The organism is Iodidimonas gelatinilytica (assembly GCF_008579125.1).
In the GTDB taxonomy this organism is placed as follows: domain Bacteria; phylum Pseudomonadota; class Alphaproteobacteria; order Sphingomonadales; family Rhodothalassiaceae; genus Iodidimonas; species Iodidimonas muriae.
Genome location: NZ_BKCL01000002.1, coordinates 285,156 through 301,359, shown reverse-complemented (window position 1 = coordinate 301,359; position 16,204 = coordinate 285,156). Strand labels below are relative to the sequence as shown.

At 54.8% G+C, this 16,204-nt stretch carries 15 protein-coding genes, 1 tRNA gene and 4 pseudogenes; 11 read left to right on the top strand and 9 right to left on the bottom strand.

All coding sequences use genetic code 11. The features are described from left to right. The first annotated feature begins 76 nt into the window (after positions 1–76). From rimK to JCM17844_RS04450, 3 genes are all read left to right on the top strand, one after another. The gene (rimK, locus tag JCM17844_RS04460) at positions 77–982 is read left to right on the top strand and encodes a 30S ribosomal protein S6--L-glutamate ligase (RefSeq protein ID WP_149999847.1); all 906 of its coding nucleotides are present in this window, start codon (positions 77–79) and stop codon (positions 980–982) included. A 12-nt stretch (positions 983–994) separates the two neighbouring features. Continuing rightward, positions 995–2,053, top strand: a complete 1,059-nt coding sequence (locus JCM17844_RS04455; RefSeq protein ID WP_149999846.1) for a succinylglutamate desuccinylase/aspartoacylase family protein — start codon at positions 995–997, stop codon at positions 2,051–2,053. A gap of 128 nt (positions 2,054–2,181) precedes the next feature. Beyond that, positions 2,182–2,958, top strand: a complete 777-nt coding sequence (locus JCM17844_RS04450; RefSeq protein ID WP_149999845.1) for an alpha/beta hydrolase — start codon at positions 2,182–2,184, stop codon at positions 2,956–2,958. Here JCM17844_RS04450 and JCM17844_RS04445 read toward each other — a convergent pair. Then, positions 2,955–3,322 (bottom strand): annotated as a pseudogene (locus JCM17844_RS04445) (DUF6691 family protein). The gene JCM17844_RS04450 and the pseudogene JCM17844_RS04445 overlap by 4 nt on opposite strands. A gap of 65 nt (positions 3,323–3,387) precedes the next feature. Then, positions 3,388–3,815: pseudogene (locus JCM17844_RS16860) on the bottom strand (YeeE/YedE family protein). A 76-nt stretch (positions 3,816–3,891) separates the two neighbouring features. Here JCM17844_RS16860 and JCM17844_RS04435 point away from each other — a divergent pair. The 5 genes from JCM17844_RS04435 (at position 3,892) to JCM17844_RS04415 (ending at position 9,188) form a co-directional block, all read left to right on the top strand. After that, complete coding sequence (locus JCM17844_RS04435) at positions 3,892–4,218, top strand: ArsR/SmtB family transcription factor (protein WP_210431350.1); 327 nt, start codon at positions 3,892–3,894, stop codon at positions 4,216–4,218. Positions 4,219–4,623: 405 nt separating this feature from the next. After that, on the top strand, positions 4,624–5,232 hold the full coding sequence (locus JCM17844_RS04430) for a 2OG-Fe(II) oxygenase (protein WP_149999843.1): 609 nt from the start codon (positions 4,624–4,626) through the stop codon (positions 5,230–5,232). Positions 5,233–5,321: 89 nt separating this feature from the next. Continuing rightward, complete coding sequence (gene hemH / locus JCM17844_RS04425) at positions 5,322–6,377, top strand: ferrochelatase (protein ID WP_149999904.1); 1,056 nt, start codon at positions 5,322–5,324, stop codon at positions 6,375–6,377. A gap of 136 nt (positions 6,378–6,513) precedes the next feature. Further along, positions 6,514–7,503 carry an alpha/beta fold hydrolase gene (locus JCM17844_RS04420; RefSeq protein WP_210431348.1) on the top strand — a complete coding sequence of 330 codons (990 nt, stop codon included), beginning with the start codon at positions 6,514–6,516 and terminating at the stop codon, positions 7,501–7,503. A gap of 680 nt (positions 7,504–8,183) precedes the next feature. Continuing rightward, positions 8,184–9,188 carry a carbon-nitrogen hydrolase family protein gene (locus JCM17844_RS04415; RefSeq protein ID WP_149999841.1) on the top strand — a complete coding sequence of 335 codons (1,005 nt, stop codon included), beginning with the start codon at positions 8,184–8,186 and terminating at the stop codon, positions 9,186–9,188. On the opposite strand, the gene JCM17844_RS04410 is transcribed toward JCM17844_RS04415, so the two are convergent. Next, positions 9,185–9,394, bottom strand: a complete 210-nt coding sequence (locus tag JCM17844_RS04410; RefSeq protein ID WP_149999840.1) for a hypothetical protein — start codon at positions 9,392–9,394, stop codon at positions 9,185–9,187. The genes JCM17844_RS04415 and JCM17844_RS04410 overlap by 4 nt on opposite strands. A 140-nt stretch (positions 9,395–9,534) precedes the next feature. On the opposite strand from JCM17844_RS04410, the gene JCM17844_RS04405 reads away from it, so the two are divergent. Next, positions 9,535–9,609, top strand: a tRNA-Val gene (locus JCM17844_RS04405). A 166-nt stretch (positions 9,610–9,775) separates the two neighbouring features. Here the strand turns inward: JCM17844_RS04405 and JCM17844_RS04400 are convergent. Together JCM17844_RS04400 and JCM17844_RS04395 are read right to left on the bottom strand one after the other, a co-directional pair. Then, complete coding sequence (locus tag JCM17844_RS04400) at positions 9,776–10,984, bottom strand: cation:proton antiporter (RefSeq protein WP_149999839.1); 1,209 nt, start codon at positions 10,982–10,984, stop codon at positions 9,776–9,778. 40 nt (positions 10,985–11,024) lie between these two features. Beyond that, a complete protein-coding gene (locus tag JCM17844_RS04395) occupies positions 11,025–11,291 on the bottom strand; it encodes a DUF6356 family protein (RefSeq protein ID WP_149999838.1) in 267 nt (88 codons plus the stop codon). Positions 11,292–11,470: 179 nt separating this feature from the next. Here JCM17844_RS04395 and upp point away from each other — a divergent pair, with 179 nt between their 5' ends. After that, entirely contained in the window at positions 11,471–12,115 is a 645-nt protein-coding gene (gene upp / locus JCM17844_RS04390) for a uracil phosphoribosyltransferase (RefSeq protein ID WP_149999837.1), read from the top strand. A gap of 138 nt (positions 12,116–12,253) precedes the next feature. Beyond that, positions 12,254–13,633: a sodium-dependent transporter gene (locus JCM17844_RS04385; RefSeq protein WP_210431347.1), complete on the top strand. Its 1,380-nt coding sequence runs from the start codon at positions 12,254–12,256 to the stop codon at positions 13,631–13,633. A 49-nt stretch (positions 13,634–13,682) separates the two neighbouring features. Here the strand turns inward: JCM17844_RS04385 and JCM17844_RS04380 are convergent, their stop codons facing one another. The 4 genes and pseudogenes from JCM17844_RS04380 to ispH all read right to left on the bottom strand — a co-directional run bounded on the left by JCM17844_RS04380 (position 13,683) and on the right by ispH (position 16,038). Further along, the gene (locus tag JCM17844_RS04380) at positions 13,683–14,126 is read right to left on the bottom strand and encodes a PaaI family thioesterase (RefSeq protein ID WP_149999835.1); all 444 of its coding nucleotides are present in this window, start codon (positions 14,124–14,126) and stop codon (positions 13,683–13,685) included. Then, positions 14,123–14,611 carry a PaaI family thioesterase gene (locus JCM17844_RS04375; RefSeq protein ID WP_149999834.1) on the bottom strand — a complete coding sequence of 163 codons (489 nt, stop codon included), beginning with the start codon at positions 14,609–14,611 and terminating at the stop codon, positions 14,123–14,125. The genes JCM17844_RS04380 and JCM17844_RS04375 overlap by 4 nt, the downstream gene beginning before the upstream one ends. Before the next feature lie 11 nt (positions 14,612–14,622). Beyond that, positions 14,623–15,068: pseudogene (gene rnhA, locus JCM17844_RS15830) on the bottom strand (ribonuclease HI). 20 nt (positions 15,069–15,088) lie between these two features. Next, positions 15,089–16,038: pseudogene (ispH, locus tag JCM17844_RS04365) on the bottom strand (4-hydroxy-3-methylbut-2-enyl diphosphate reductase). Between the last annotated feature and the right edge of the window lie 166 nt (positions 16,039–16,204).

The window sequence follows — 16,204 nt, the reverse complement described above, 5'->3', positions numbered from 1 at the left end:
AAGAGCACGCGCAAAAAATATCGGTATTTGCACCGAATATCCGTTAGGCTCACTATAGCCAATTGGGAGATCTATCATGCGTATCGCCCTGCTTGCCCGTAATCCGAATCTGTATTCCCACCAGCGCCTGATGGAAGCCGCCAAAGAGCGCGGCCATGAGATTCAGTGGATCGACACCATGAAGGTGTATCTGAAGATGGGCGAAGTGCGCCCCGAAATGCGCTATAAAGGCGAAGAAATGCCCCAATTCGATGCGGTTATCCCGCGGATCGGTGCATCCATCACCTTTTTCGGCACTGCGGTTTTGCGCCAGTTCGAAGTGATGGGGGTTTATCCCTTGAACGAATCGGTCGCCATTTCCCGATCCAGAGACAAATTGCGTTCGATGCAGCTTCTTTCCCGACGCGGGGTAAAGCTGCCCGTGACCGGCGTTGCCAATGGTACAAGGCAAACCGATGATCTGATCCATATGATGGGAGGGCCGCCTCTGGTGATCAAGCTGGTAGAAGGCACCCAGGGTGTGGGGGTGGTTCTGGGCGATACCATGCCAGCGGTGAAAAGCATGATTAATGCCTTTGCTGGCCTTGAAGCCCATATTCTGGTGCAGGAATTCATCAAGGAAGCCGGCAACGAAGACATCCGTTGCTTGGTGGTTGGCGAAAAAGTGGTGGCCTCTATGCGCCGCAAAGGGCCGGAAGGTGATTTCCGTTCCAATCTGCATCGGGGCGGCTCGGCCCATGCGGTAAAAATCACGCCGGCAGAGCGCGCCACCGCTGTCAAGGCGGCCAAAGTCATGGGGCTCAATGTGTGCGGTGTGGATATGCTGCGGTCCGATCGCGGTCCGCTGGTGATGGAAGTGAATTCCTCACCGGGGCTGGAAGGGATCGAGAAATCCACGCATCTGGATATTGCAGGAAAAATCATTGAATTCATCGAAAAAGATGCCCGTCCACATCGGACGAAAACCAAGGGGAAAGGCTAAGCGGGACCGGTCATGACAAAATCGAAAAGCGTCCGACCGTCTTTTGTTCTTGCCGGCCATGAGGTGGAAGCCGGGGAGCGGACCCATGTGAATGTGCCACTTCCCAGCCAATCCAGTTATATGCCCATTTCCATGCCGGTGCATGTGGTGCATGCCAAGCGCGATGGACCGACATTATTCTTGTCGGCCGCGGTGCATGGAGATGAAATCAACGGCATTGAAATCATCCGGCAGGTGATGGCCCATTCCGCTCTCAACCGTATGCGCGGCACCCTAATCGCCGTGCCCATTGTCAATGTTTACGGCTTCACCACCCACACCCGTTATTTGCCCGACCGGCGCGATCTCAACCGGTCTTTTCCCGGCTCCCAGCACGGATCTTTGGCATCAAGGCTGGCCTATGTGTTCGCCAGCGAAATCATCGACCGCTGCACCCACGGGATCGATCTGCACACCGGGGCCAATCATCGCACCAACCATCCGCATATCCGCGCCAATCTGGATGATCAGGAAACCGAAATCATGGCCCGCGCCTTTGGCACGCCGGTGATGATCAATGCCAATATGCGCGATGGTTCCTTGCGCCAATATGCTGCAGAAAAAAATGTCAAAACCCTGCTTTATGAAGCCGGAGAAGCCCTGCGGTTCAACAGCCTGGCCATCCGTGCCGGAGTGCGGGGCGTTTTGAATGTGATGCGGGTGCTCGATATGATCGGCGGCAAACCCTCCCTTGATCATTCGGTCATCAAAGCCAGTGAATCCCAATGGGTTCGCGCGCCGAAAAACGGCTTGTTGCGGGTAGAGGTGCATCAAGGCACCCGCATCGAAAAAGGCGATACATTAGGCACCATTTCCGATGCCATCGGCAAACATGATGCCAGCGTGATATCGCCAGTGACCGGAATTGTGATCGGCCGCACCAATCTGCCGGTGGTGAATGAAGGGGATGCGCTTTTCCACATTGCCCGTTTCAATGATTCCGCCAAGGTGGAAAGCGCCATCGAAACCTTCCATTCCACCCATATCGAGGGGCTTGGCCCGGGCGATTATCCCGATCTGGGCGTGGTGTGATGAAACCGCCCGGATATGGTGGGTTTTGAATTCTGGACACCAAATCATAAATGCAGGAATGGTGACGGGCTGGCATAAGTCCATCCGGCACGCTATTCTTGTGCCCGGATAAAGTGGGGACACACCGGATGAACGACAAGACGCCTATCGTCATGGTCCACGGCATGTGGAGCCGGGGAAATTGTTGGGACCGGCTGCGTGCTTATTTTGAAGAGCGCGGCCATCGCGTGCTCACCCCCACATTGCCTTGGCACGATATTTCCGCCGCCAGCCCGCCTCCCGCAAAGCTGGGGTGCGCCTCCCTCATTGATTATACCGATGCGCTGGAAAAAGAGATCATCGCCTTCGACCGCGATGCCATCCTGATCGGCCATTCCATGGGTGGGCTTTTGGTACAAAAATTGGCCGCACGGGGCCTAGGGTCCAAATTGATCTGCCTGTCGCCCGCCCCGTCATCGGGCATGTTCCCCTTTTATTGGGAGCCGACCCGCAGCTTTCTCAAAACCACCTTGCGCCCCGGCTTTTGGAAAAAACCCCATAAAGCATCGTGGGAGCAAGCCCGATGGAGCGTCTTCAATGCGGGCGTTCCTCTGGAAGAAGCCCGCGCCGTATATGCAGATTATGTCTGGGAATCGGGGCGTGCACTTTTTGAACTGGCACTTTGGTATCTGGATGGCGATCAAGCCGCTTGCGTCAACCGTGACCGTATCCGCATCCCTGTTCTGGTGGCTGTGGGCGCACAAGACCGCATCACACCCAAAGAATGGGCCAGATCAGCGGTGCGCCGTTTTGAAGGCCGGGCACGCTATGTGGAATTCCCCGATTACGGCCATTGGCTGATCGGGGAACCCGCTTGGCCCCATGTCGCCAAACGCATCGAGCGCTTTCTGGAAACAGGGCTTTAGGCAGATGCGTTTTGTGCCTGCCTTTGCAATATAAAGCGGGTGACGATCATGCCAAAAACCATGGCCAAGCCGAAATAGACCACCTCCATGCCGCCCACCGCCAAGGCGGTGATGGCGGGGCCGGGGCAAAAGCCGACCAATCCCCAACCAATACCGAACAAAGACGCGCCAATCAGCAAGCGCTGATCCACATCGCGGCGCGTGGGCAGGCTGAACCCTGCCCCCCAAAGCGGTGCTGTGCGTTTGAAAACAAGGCGGTAGCAATAAAGGTCACGGCCAAAGCTGCTCCCATTACAAATAAAAGGCTTGGGTCCCACGCCCCGGCAACATCAAGAAAGGCCAGAACCTTCAAAGGGTTCACCATCATCGAAACCACAAGACCCAATCCAAACAAAAGGCCTATTACGAAGCTTCCCAGAAAATTCTTCATCACCACATCCCCAAAAGATGACGCATCACAAACACCGTGGCGATGCCTGTGGCCATAAAGCTGATGGTGGCAATGACCGAACGGTGCGATAAGCGCGCCACACCGCACACACCATGGCCGCTGGTACAGCCGCCCCCCAATATGGTGCCCACGCCAACCAAAAATCCGCCCAGAACCACAAGCAGTAGGGGAACAGGATGGTGATTTCGGGCTTTTCCTCCATCATCGCCCAATAGATCAACGGCGCAGCAATCAAGCCCAGCAAAAACCCGCCGCGCCATGTCCGCTCGGATGCGGAGAGCGAGAAGAACCCGCCCAGAATACCACTGACCCCTGCGATTCTTCCGAAAAACAACATGGCTAATACAGCGGACAAACCGATCATCGCACCACCGGCCAACCCGGCAAAGGGGGTGAATTCCGTCATAGATATCTCCGCGCCAAAGAGGTTCTTGATACTATATTCTAATATACGTATATACAAATATATGAATTTACAAGATATGCAACACTCGGCCCAATCCGCCAGCGAATTTCTGCGCATTTTGGCTCATGATGGGCGGCTGATGGTCCTTTGTCGTTTGTGCGAGGGGCCGTCATCTGTTGGCGCCTTAAGCGAGGCGCTGGGCCTCCGGCAATCCACCTTATCGCAGCATCTGGCGATTCTTCGGCGCGAAGGGCTGGTGCAAACGAAGCGGGATGGCCAAACCATTTATTACAGCCTTGGCGATGCCCGCACGCGCGAGGTGATCGCCCTCCTTTATCGCTTGTTTTGCCAAGCCGATAGGGAAGACCAAACGGCAAAAAGAGCGCCTGTGGGCGAAGCATAAAGAAAGAGCCGCCAGATTGCCGGCGGCTCTTCTTTAGGGCTTTCACCCTATTTCTACCGATTATTTCTTACCGGCAGGCTTTGCTTGGGCGGGCTTTTGCGCACCAGGTTTCGCTTGCGGCTGAGATTGAGACGGTTTCTGTGTCTTCATCGGCATGGTCTTGGTCCTTTGGACTGTTGCAGTCGGAGATCATCTCCAACGCATTATCATTTGGACTTTTTTATCCGCCGGAGTAGATGTGATTTTTGCATAACGCTGCCTTTAGTCATGCGTTTTTTACATAACATTTTCGTTCTTTATGATCGGAATCTGTATTAAAGATTGACCTTTGCAAGAAAGTGTTTATGTGCAGCTTTCACAGGATTGTTTGATTGTATTTCAAATATCCATTTTTGAAAGACTGTCATGTCTTCTGCTTTCGCACTGAACTCCACAAATGGTCGCCCGCCCTTTACGGGCTCCGGAGAGGTTTTTGTCGCACAGCAAGATGTATTCAGCGCTGAAGAGTGCCAGACATTACGTCAGTTGATGGACCTTTCTCCCACAGAATCAGGAAATCTTTCAGGGTTTGGTACGGTTCGATCCATCCGCGCGTGCGACATTTCATGGCTGGACGATCAACCCGAAACATCCTGGATTTTTGAACGTCTTGCCCGCCTGTTATCATCCATCAATCAACAGTCTTTCGGCTTTCGGCTGGACAGCTTTCAAGAAGGCGCGCAGCTTATCCGATATGATGGCAGCGAATTGGGAACCTATGACTGGCATGCCGACCGCGGGCGGGCGCCTGCCACCCGTACACGCAAACTCTCGGTTTCCGTGCAGATCACACCGGAAGCCGAATACCAAGGCGGACGATTGGAATTGAACGGCGAAGGCACCGTGATCGAAGCCCCGGCCAGCCTCGGCACAGCTATTGTCTTTCCCAGTTTCGTGCTGCATCGTGTTACCCCGGTCACCGCGGGTCGCCGCATTGCCTTGGTGGCATGGCTGCATGGCCCCGCCTTCAGCTAAGGCACTCTTTTTTCAACCTTTCCGCTTCTCCGCCCAAGACAAACTCCTACGGATATGGCAGTCACTGGGAAAACGCAGGGACATATATGATGGCCAAGTCACCGCCTTCTTTAGCCACAACCAGCTCAAACCCGCTGCCTGCCGGACATCCGCCGGTTAAAATCGGGCGCATTGGCGTGTTGATCGTCAATTTGGGCACCCCCCAAAGCACTGATTATTGGTCGATGCGGCGATATCTGAAGGAATTTCTTTCCGACCAAAGGGTCATCGAGCTGAACCCCTTGGTTTGGAAGCTGATTCTCAATCTTTTTATCTTGCCCTTTCGCCCGCAAAAATCGGCGCGGGCATATCGCGCCATCTGGAACCGGGAACGCGACGAAAGCCCGCTTTTAACCCTCAGTCGCGCTCAGGGAGAAGGGTTGGCCAAGGCGTTGGACGATGACCGACTGGTGGTGGCCTGGGCCATGCGCTATGGGCAACCTTCCATCGGTGAAAAGCTGACACAACTTCAGGATCAGGGCTGTGACCGCATCGTCACATTGGCGCTTTATCCGCAATATTCCGCCACCACCACCGCCAGTGTCCATGACCAGCTTTTCCGCGAATTGATGAAACGGCGCTGGCAACCGGCCATTCGCACAATCCCGCCCTATTACGATCACCCTGCTTATATTGCCGCCCTTGCCGCGTCTGTCCGCCGCCACATCGCAGAACAAGGATGGCAACCGGATATGCTGTTGGCATCTTTTCACGGCATCCCCAAAGCCTATTTCGACAAGGGCGATCCCTATCATTGCCATTGCCAGAAAACCGGACGCTTGCTGCGCGAAGCCCTTGACTTGGATGAAACAAATTTTCAGGTCACCTTTCAATCGCGCTTCGGACCAAAGGAATGGCTCGAACCCTATACCGATGAACGCTTGAAAGCCTTGCCCGCCAAAGGCATGAAAAAGGTTTTGGTGGTCGCACCGGGTTTTGCATCCGATTGCGTGGAAACTCTGGAAGAGCTTGCCATAGAAGGCCGGGACATTTTCATGGCTTCCGGTGGTGAGCATTTTTCCTGCGTCCCTTGCCTCAATGATCATCCCGATCATATCGAGATGCTGGAAACGCTGGTTCGCAATGAAATTTCAGGATGGCTGTAAAAAAGACCACATCCCCTCCTCTTTAGATTTCCTTCAGAGAAACAGCACGCTATATTCCACCTCCAAATGGTGATTCGTGAATAGGCGGGCCAGCGCCGTTTCTTGCGCCATCACATCTATGACCGGGGGGAGAAGAATGTGGACGTTTGCAAAATGGTGCCTATGGGCCATAGCCATTTTTGCTGTTCTGTTATGTGTGATCGTGCTCAATTATGGCACACCTGATCTGGATCGCGCGCTTCTGACAGAATATTACGCCAAAGCCCCCTCCCGATTTCTCGATCTGCCCAATGGCGGACGCATCCATTACCGCGATTATGGCCCGGCTGATGCGCCGCCCGTTGTTTTGGTGCATGGCTCTGGCGCTTCTTTACATAGTTGGGAAGGATGGGCTGATAGTCTCGCCCCACAATTCCGGGTCATCACTCTGGATCTGCCCGCCCATGGGCTCACAGGTCGCATCCCCGGCGATGATTATGGCATTTCCGGCATGACCGCGGCCATTGATGCCATTGTTGATGCGACCAGCCTTGAACGCTTTGTTCTTGGCGGCAATTCCATGGGCGGAAAAATGAGCATCGCCTATGCCTTGCAGCACCCGCAAAAGATTGCCGGATTAATCCTGATCGATTCATCGGGTTATTATCCTGAAGCCATGCCCCCGCGCTCCGTCCCCCTTGCATTTACCTTGGCACGCACTCCGGTCTTGCGCCATCTGATGACATGGATAACCCCGCGCGCCATTATCCGGGAAGGCTTGAAAAATGTTATGGCCGACAAACAGCGCGTCACCGAAACGCTGGTGGATCGATATTGGCATTTGCTGCTGATGGAAGGATCGCGTGAGGCCATGATGGAATATTTCGCCACGCCCGATGTCCCTGTAGATCCAAGCCGGATCATCAGTCCTACCCTGATCCTATGGGGCGGGAAAGACACCCTTTTGCCACTGGAAGTGGGCACGGCTTTGGCGGAACAGATCCCGCAATCGCATCTTCTGGTCTATGAAGATCTGGGTCATATCCCGATGGAAGAAGACCCGCAACGAACGGCCCATGATGCCATGGCCTTTCTTTCCAGCCTGACAGACGACACAAGCTGGAACCAAGCCGCACGCGCCCGCTAAGCTAAAATCCTGCGCCCATGGCAAAAAGAACGGGGCCACCCGGCCCCGTTATGACATGCATATCGCTCACTGAAACTGGCCTTTTCTTTTTCGATCGCAGATCCCGTCAGGAAGCAAGGCGTTGGCTCAAGCGGCCAGAAAAACGGCGGCTGCGACGATCACGGCGTTGGCTGTATCCTGTGGAAGGACGGGGCGCTTGGGTGCTGGCAAACATTGTGTTCTCGCTTTCAATCTTTGATCTGCTCTTGTGGCAGGATGTTGCTGTCGTGACTCGGGCTTCTATGCTTAGGCCAGACGTTGATAACGCTGGCGGCGGCGAAGGCGACGGATGGAACGTTTTGCTGATCCGTTGGTGGCTGTGTTTTCGATCATCATCGCTTTATCCTCGGGGCTGTCGGTTTGTTACTGTGTATTTTCTTACCGAGTTATCGTCTCGGTGTACTAGGTATGTAATACACCTAATCGGCAATTCAAGCATTTTTTTGATGTGAAATAGGATTTTTGCATGAAAATTATACTAAGTGATTGTTATAAAAGAGATTATAAAATGACAAAAAAATGCATATCCATCGGGCAAACGCCTTGTCATCAGGGCTTATGCTAAAAGAACGATGCTCTTTTTTGCCGACTCATAAACACTGCCGCATCTATTCGACCTCAAAAGAACCGGGAGCTACCCCATGACCCAAGCCACGCCATCCTCCCCCGTCCAACCGTGCCTTGCGATCATCCAGCGCGCTCCGATCTTCCTGAATCTTCCGGCATCGGTGGATCTGGCAATCTCGGAGATCGAAGCCGCCGCGAAAGAAGGGGCAACCATCATCGCTTTCGCTGAATGTTGGCTGCCGGGCTATCCGGTATGGCTGGATGAAGCGCCCAAGGCGGCGCTTTGGAATCAAGAAGGAGCAAAGCAGCTTTATCAGCTTTTATCCCAAAACGCCGTGGTGCTTGGAGACGCATATCTCTCTCGCCTTGCCGATGCCGCCCGGCGCACCGGCTGTTACATCCTGATCGGCAGCCATGAACGGCGCGGCGGCACGCTTTATAATACCAGTTTCGGCTTTGCGCCCGATGGCACCTATATCTATCACCGAAAGCTGGTTCCCACTTATACTGAGCGGCTGGTTTGGGGACGCGGAGACGGCTCTACCCTTAAAACACAAGAAACACCGTGGGGCGTGCTTGGCAGCCTGATTTGCTGGGAACATTGGATGCCCTTGGCCCGCGCCGCCATGCATGCGCAAACCGAGGCCATCCACATCGCCCAATGGCCCACGGTCAATGATATGCATCAGGTGGCCAGCCGCGCCTATGCCTTTGAAGGCCGATGCTTTGTGGCGGCAGCGGGCTGCATCCTTTCCAAAGACCATGTTCTGGATGGCTTTGCATCTTTAAAGCCCGATATGCCGCAAGCCTTGGAAATTCTGAGCTCTATGCCCCCTGAAGGCAGCGATCTGATCCAACGTGGCGGCAGCGCCCTTATCGCCCCCGATGGCTGCTATAGTGTCTCTCCCGTTTATGATCGGGAAATCCGGCTCATGGCACCGCTTGATCTGGGGCATTTGGCCCGCGAACGCCAAGCCTTGGATAGCGCCGGACACTATTCCCGCCCCGATATTTTTGAATTGTCGGTGAATACAAAGCCACAAATGGGCGTGGTATTCAAAGACGACGAGACGGATTAAAATCGGCCTTTGAACGGCGTGCCTGTTACCAGCGTAATCACATGACCCGCCAGCATCAAAAGCACCAAAATCGCCACGAACTGCACAAAGCCATAAGGCACCAAGGGCGGCTTTCCCGGCACATATTCGCGTCGGGACAAAAGCGTGGTCAGCGCAAGAACCAAAAGTGTAACGCCCATCAGGCTCAGGGTTACGAAAAGTGTCATCGCCAATCCGCTCTTTTCACCGTCTTTTCACAGCATTTCTGCCCAGTTATGGCGATCTAGCGTGTTTATCTGGCAAGGGCCACAGGAAAATGGTTGCACTCATCCCCGAAGCCGCTATATAAGGCGCCTCCGTGACGAGCGGGCGCGTAGCTCAGGGGTAGAGCACTGTGTTCACACCGCAGGGGTCGCAGGTTCAAATCCTGCCGCGCCCACCATTTAAAGCAAGGGCTTAGCCATTTTGGGCTGAGCCTTTTCTTTTATGTACCGATCCGCCTTTGAGGGAATCGGCTGCAACCGGACAGATGGATTGGCCCAAGCATGGCGAAAAAACCTCAGCTCTTATGGTTTGCAATCCTTGCGCGGTCAGAAGCGGGCCAAACCTTAGCAATCACCGCCCATATAACGCCCATAAAGCCGCGATAAGGGGGTGGCCGACAGGCCATGAAGAACGATGGAAAATGCCACGGTCAGCATCACACATGCCTGCAATTCCGCATGAAACGGCACGTCGTATGTCTCGAAGATCATCAAGGCGAACAGGATCGACGCAAGGCCGCGCGGCCCGAACCACCCCATGAACAACCGGCCGGGATAATCGACCTTGCTTCCCATGAAAGACAGCATGATCGCCACAACCCGCACCACAAACAGGCTGGCCAGCGCATAAAGAACAGTGCCCCATCCCATCACCGCCAGCCCGTCCGGCAACAAGGTTGCGCCAAACAGCAAAAAGGTGAAGGCCGTCAGGATTTGGCCTTCTTCCTCCATGAAATCAATCAGCGCTCCACATCGGTGTTTCACCGTACAGCCCAAGGTAATCCCGGCCGAAAAAGCCGCTAAAAATCCATTGCCGCCAATGCTTTCGGCCAAGGCATAGGCCAAAAGCGCCAAGGCCAGCATCGCCACCCCCTCCAACGCCTTGGCGACCGTGCCGGACCGCACCGCCCAATCGATCAAATGCCCTCCAAGATATGCGACGATGATCCCGCTCAGCGGGCCCAAAACAATCTGCATGACGGCAAATTGCGCCATCGCCGGTCCGGAGGAGCCGGGGCCATCGGATGCCGAGGCCAAAATCGCAAACATCACCACCGCAGGCAAAGCAAGGCCGTCATTGAGGCCACTTTCCGCCGTCATCACCTCGCGGGTTTCCAAAGGCACATCTTTGTTTGTCAGCACCGCCTGCCCAAGGGCTGCATCGGTGGGGGCGAGCATGGCCGCCAGCAAAAACGCCGCCGTGGGAGGGGCATCGGGGAATAAAAGCAGCGCCAACACACCGCCGATCAAAACAGCTAAAGGCAGCCCCACCAGCAGCATACGCAGCGCCAAAATCTTGCCGTTCAACAGTTCTTTCACATCCAAACGGGCCGCATCGCTGAACAGCACAAGAGCCAAGGTCAGCTCTGCCAATAAATGAATGCTGCCATGCCCCGTATCGAAGGCCACCAAATCAAAACCGTCGGCCCCCACCAAAAACCCGAACAGGGCAAAGGCCATGGGCAGGGTCACCAGCCCATCATTCAGACGTTTGGAAAAAACCGCATAAAACAGGGTCCCTGCGGCGAGAATTGCCAAGTCCATCGCCGACATAAACCATCTCCGAAAATAGGCTGCCCGAACAATTAATGCTTCAGATTACATAATCGAAGCTGGCCATAGGCCGGTCCGGACACTGGGCATTTTGCGGTCGCCGTCTGCGGCTGCGTATCATTTTATCATGCAGCCGCCCCACTATGGCGCTGCCGGTTTTGGTGAAACATCCCGGTAAAAAGGCGTGAACAAAACACACGCCGGCTCCGGTCAGCAATAAAACCGCGAAACTCAGGGCAGAAGCCATATGCGCGAAATAGCCTTCGCCGACGGATTTCGGGTGCTCCAGAAAAAATCGGTAAAACATGACGTGTCATTGCCTCGGCTGATGCATTAGATTTTCTAATGCCTTACTATAGCAAAACTTATCAAAACTGCCATGAATTTCACATCACCCCGTCTTCAAAGCCCGATTGCCGCAATCCTTGCTTGATCGAACCGGCGCGGAGTGGTCAATTGCACGAAACTGCGTTGAGGGAGAAATCAATGACGCGCACAGACCAGGATGGCTTAACCGTAATCGACCACCCACTTATCCGGCATAAGCTGACCATCATGCGCCGCACCGGCACATCATCGGCACAATTCCGCCAATTATTGCGCGAAATCAGCTTGCTTCTGGCCTATGAAGTGACCCGCGATTTGCCTTTGGAAGATGTGGAAATTGAAACGCCACTCGCCATCACCCAGAAAAAGCAGCTCTCCGGCAAAAAGCCCTGCTTTGTTTCGATCATGCGGGCGGGCGATGGCCTGCTTCAGGGCTTGCTGGATCTGGTCCCCTCGGCACGTGTCGGACATGTGGGGCTATACCGCGATCACGACACATTGCAGCCGGTGAAATACTATTTCAAAATGCCCCATGGCCTTGATGAACGCCATGTTCTGGTGGTGGATCCGATGTTGGCCACCGGCAACTCCGCCGCTGCCGCCATTTCGCTGATCAAGGAAGCCGGCGCCACCAATATCCGCTTTTTGTGCCTTGTATCCGCACCGGAAGGGGTGAAAGCCCTGCAAGATGCCCACCCGGATGTTCCTGTTTTCACCGCATCCCTTGATGAAGGATTGAATGAAAAAGGCTATATCATGCCCGGCCTGGGGGATGTGGGCGACCGGCTTTTCGGCACCAAATAACGCACAGCGGAAAGGGCGGCATGCAGCACGGGCGTATTTTCTTTGCGCCGTTGCAGCGGCCTGTCTTCCGAGGCATTATGCAATGATAAGCCCATGAAGGCATCATAGATAAAACAAGATATGGGGAAGGATTCATCCATGGCAGGGCCTGCTCCCGCAGCGCACGAAAACTGGTCGTCGCGTCTCGCCTTTATGTTTGCAGCCATCGGCAGTGCCGTAGGCTTGGGAAATATCTGGAAATTCCCCTATGAAGCAGGGGAAGGCGGCGGCGGCGCCTTTGTCCTGATCTATCTGGCCTTTGTATTCGGCATTGGCGTGCCGGTGATGATCGCAGAGCTCTCGCTGGGGCGGCGCGGGAAAATGTCTCCCCCCAATGCGGTGAGAAGTGTTGCCAAACAAGAAGGGCGTTCAAACCTTTGGTCCATCGCCGGCTGGTCCGGTGTTATTGGCGCGTTCCTTGTGCTCAGCTTTTATTCGGTGATCGCGGGGCTGACGCTCTCTTATATGGTGGATAGCTTCTCCGGCTCCATCGATACCCTTGATGCCAGTAATTCTGCGGATTATTTCGGTTCCATAACGGGTAATTTCCCGCTCCTTTTATTATGGCATGCCATTTTCATGGGATTGACCATTGCGGTGGTCGCGCGGGGGATTCACGGTGGTCTGGAAAAAGCGGTCACATGGCTGATGCCTGCCCTGTTCGCTATTCTGATCCTGTTGGTCACCTATGCCATGGCTGTGGGCGATGCGGCCTCTACCTTCAAGTTTTTGTTCCAGCCCGATTTTTCAAAAGTCACATTGGAAACCGTTATCCAGGCGCTTGGACAAGCCTTCTTCTCGCTCTCTTTGGCGCTTGGCTCGATCATGGCTTATGGCGCTTATGTGCCTAGGGATGTGTCCTTGCCCAAATCCGCCTTCATCATTGCCGGGGCCGATACCGCGGTTGCGATTTTGGCTGGCTTGGCCATTTTCCCCATCGTGTTTCAATATGGGCTGGAACCGGGCGCAGGACCGGGCCTTGTGTTCATCACCCTTCCTGTCGCTTTTGCACAAATGCCCGGCGGCATCCTTGTGGGTGGGGCCTTCTTCTTGCTGCTCGCCATTGCCGCACTCACCTCGGCAATTTCCCTGCTAGAACCCATCGTGGCATGGCTGGAAGAACATCGCGGCATCAATCGCGTCAAATCGGCCATCGGTGGCGGCATTGCCATTTTCATTCTGGGGATCGGCTCTGTCCTGTCCTTCAATTACTGGGCGGATGTCACCTTCTTACGCGGCACCGTTCTGGATAATCTGGATTTCCTGACCAACAATATCATCATGCCATTGGGCGGACTTTTGGTGGCTGTCTTTGTGGGCTGGCGCATGAAGCGCATCAGCATCCGCGACGAACTGGCACCGAAAAGCGAGTTCGGCTTTGCCCTGTGGCTGTTCATGCTGCGCTATGTGTGCCCCTTGGCACTGGGGCTGATCTTCCTGGGATTTGCGTTCCGGGGCCTGTTGTTCGGCGAAGGATAATCCCGCTCAGAAAGGCTGATATGCCCTGCTCGAAAAGGGTGTGTCAGCCTTATGAGACAAGAAAATGCATCTGCGCTTCGGCCACAGGCTTTTGGCGATCTTCTTGCCACGCGCTTGCCCGCACGGAGGCAATCCGCCGACCCTGCCGCACGATAAGGGCACTGGCATAAAGATCACAAAGCCCCGCACTGCGCAGGAAATCCACGGTGACCGTCACCGGTTTGGGCAAGCTGTCCCGCGCCACAGGCTCTCCCTTGAGATAAGCCGCCCACATCACCTGCGCCATGGCGGCAAATTCCAAAGTTGCCCCCACAACGCCGCCATGATAGCGCCCCGGCGCACCGATATGCTTGATGTCATATTTCAAATGCACCAGCATATCGTCGACGTTTCTTTGCAAAAACATGCCCATAAACCCAGCATAGGGAATGGCCGCCAAAGACACTTCCTGGGCGCTCTTTTCTTTCAAAGCGGCAAAGACCTCCGGAGTCATGCCTGATCCTTTTTCATGCTATCTTTTTCAGCGGCCTCTTGTTCGGAAGAAGCCTCTTGGCTTGACGGGCGGTTCAGAATGAAGCTGGCCGTGGCATGGGCGATGGGACTGTCTTCGGTATCGTGAAAAGCCACGCCGCGCACAAACGCCACCTGCCGCGTCAGCTTATAGCAATGGGCGCTGGCAAAAAGATCCCGACCTGGCGTTGCCGGTTTCAAATAATCCACCCGCAAATCAAGGGTTGCCACCGGCACCAAGGATGGCAAAGCAGAAAATACGGCTGTCCCCAGCACCGAATCGAGCAGCGTAAACACCGCGCCGCCCGCCATTACCCCGCTATCCGCATAAGCCACAAGGCGGTCCGCCCAAGGCAGGCGCATTTTCGCGCGGGCCTTATCCATCTCGCAAAGCTCGATGCCAAGCGCCGATAATTGCGGCACCAACCCCATCATTGAAGCGAGAGTGTCCTTATCGGGAAGGGCCATAAACGCTCCTCTTATGATTTATAAGGGGCCATCCCCTCATTGGCCAATTGGTCGGCCGCTTCATTACCTTCATGGCCGGCATGGCCCTTGACCCAATGCCAGGACACCTGATGACGGGCCAGCGCCTGATCCAGAGCCTGCCACAAATCGACATTTTTCACCGGCTTTTTGGAGGACGTGCGCCAATCACGTGCTTTCCAGTTGTGAATCCACTGGGTAATGCCTGAACGCACATAGGTGCTGTCCGTATAAAGATCCACCTCGGCAGGGCGCTTCAAAGCCTCGAGCGCTTGATAGCGGCTGTCAGTTCCATACGGTTATTGGTGGTCTCTGCCTCGCCGCCCTTCAGGGTTTTCTCATGGCCGTTCCAGCGTAGCAAAACGCCCCAGCCACCGGGGCCGGGATTCCCCGAACACGCCCCGTCGGTATAAATCTCGACGCGATGTTTTCCAGACACACTCACCTTTAAACGATTGTTCAGGCGGCGCTATCGCGCAGGGCAGCCGGTATTTTGAAGGTGACTGCTTCCCGTGCGGTTTCCACCTCTTCCAACTGAACATCATAATGTTCGGACAAGGCGGAAATAACCTCCTGCACCAGCACTTCCGGTGCCGAGGCTCCGGCGGTGATACCAATGGTGGTCACGCCCTTCAACCATTCCCAATCAATCTCTGCGGCTTTTTGCACCAGACGCGACGGCACACCCTGCTTTTCCGAGACTTCCACCAAACGGCGGGAATTCGAGGAATTGGGCGCACCGATCACCAACAACCGGTCACAGCGTTCGGCAATGGCCTTCACCGATTCCTGACGGTTGGTGGTGGCATAGCAAATATCTTCCTTGCGCGGCCCATGAATATCCGGGAAGCGGCGGGTCAATATTTCAACAATGCCTGCGGTATCATCCACCGACAATGTGGTCTGGGTGACATAGGCAAGATTCGCGGGATCTTTGGGCTGGACCGTTTCGGCATCTTCTTCCGATTCGATCAAGGTGATGGCCCCGTCTGCCACCTGCCCCATGGTGCCAATCACTTCCGGATGGCCCGCATGGCCAATCATCAGAATATGATAGCCCGTGCGGTCGTGATGCTCCACTTCCCGATGCACTTTCGACACCAACGGGCATGTGGCATCCACATACATCAATTTACGGCGATCTGCTTCGGCAGGGATATTCTTGGGAACCCCATGGGCGGAAAACACCACCGGCACATCATCGGCACTTCATCCAGTTCCTCGACAAAAACAGCGCCTTTGCCTTCCAGTTCTTCCACCACATGGCGGTTATGCACAATCTCGTGGCGCACATAAACCGGAGCACCGAATCGCTCCAGCGCCAGTTCGACAATTTTGATCGCACGATCAACGCCGGCGCAAAAACCGCGCGGCGCTGCAAGAAGAATATGAAGGCTCGGTTTGCTCATGGGGGTCCAGTCCTTTGGTGCCGATAAGGCCGATACGCCCTCATGTGGACGCAACATCAGCATAGCGCAAGCATCTTTGGGAAAAAACCGTTTCAATTTTGAATGAGCGGTGAAAGCTGTAGGGGTAAACAGCGCGTCTCCAAATGCCAGCAGTGATTGCCATCAC

Bases quoted from the DNA above. Each gene is read 5' to 3' on its own strand.
- JCM17844_RS04395 (WP_149999838.1), bottom strand. From the start codon at position 11,291: ATGTTTTACCGATTTTTTCTGGAGCACCCGAAATCCGTCGGCGAAGGC.
- JCM17844_RS04375 (WP_149999834.1), bottom strand. From the start codon at position 14,611: ATGGCCCTTCCCGATAAGGACACTCTCGCTTCAATGATGGGGTTGGTG.
- JCM17844_RS04385 (WP_210431347.1), top strand. From the start codon at position 12,254: ATGGCAGGGCCTGCTCCCGCAGCGCACGAAAACTGGTCGTCGCGTCTC.
- JCM17844_RS04380 (WP_149999835.1), bottom strand. From the start codon at position 14,126: ATGACTCCGGAGGTCTTTGCCGCTTTGAAAGAAAAGAGCGCCCAGGAA.
- JCM17844_RS04420 (WP_210431348.1), top strand. From the start codon at position 6,514: ATGTGGACGTTTGCAAAATGGTGCCTATGGGCCATAGCCATTTTTGCT.
- JCM17844_RS04410 (WP_149999840.1), bottom strand. From the start codon at position 9,394: ATGACACTTTTCGTAACCCTGAGCCTGATGGGCGTTACACTTTTGGTT.
- JCM17844_RS04415 (WP_149999841.1), top strand. From the start codon at position 8,184: ATGACCCAAGCCACGCCATCCTCCCCCGTCCAACCGTGCCTTGCGATC.
- JCM17844_RS04455 (WP_149999846.1), top strand. From the start codon at position 995: ATGACAAAATCGAAAAGCGTCCGACCGTCTTTTGTTCTTGCCGGCCAT.
- JCM17844_RS04435 (WP_210431350.1), top strand. From the start codon at position 3,892: ATGCAACACTCGGCCCAATCCGCCAGCGAATTTCTGCGCATTTTGGCT.
- rimK (WP_149999847.1), top strand. From the start codon at position 77: ATGCGTATCGCCCTGCTTGCCCGTAATCCGAATCTGTATTCCCACCAG.
- JCM17844_RS04450 (WP_149999845.1), top strand. From the start codon at position 2,182: ATGAACGACAAGACGCCTATCGTCATGGTCCACGGCATGTGGAGCCGG.
- JCM17844_RS04430 (WP_149999843.1), top strand. From the start codon at position 4,624: ATGTCTTCTGCTTTCGCACTGAACTCCACAAATGGTCGCCCGCCCTTT.
- JCM17844_RS04400 (WP_149999839.1), bottom strand. From the start codon at position 10,984: ATGTCGGCGATGGACTTGGCAATTCTCGCCGCAGGGACCCTGTTTTAT.
- upp (WP_149999837.1), top strand. From the start codon at position 11,471: ATGACGCGCACAGACCAGGATGGCTTAACCGTAATCGACCACCCACTT.
- hemH (WP_149999904.1), top strand. From the start codon at position 5,322: ATGGCCAAGTCACCGCCTTCTTTAGCCACAACCAGCTCAAACCCGCTG.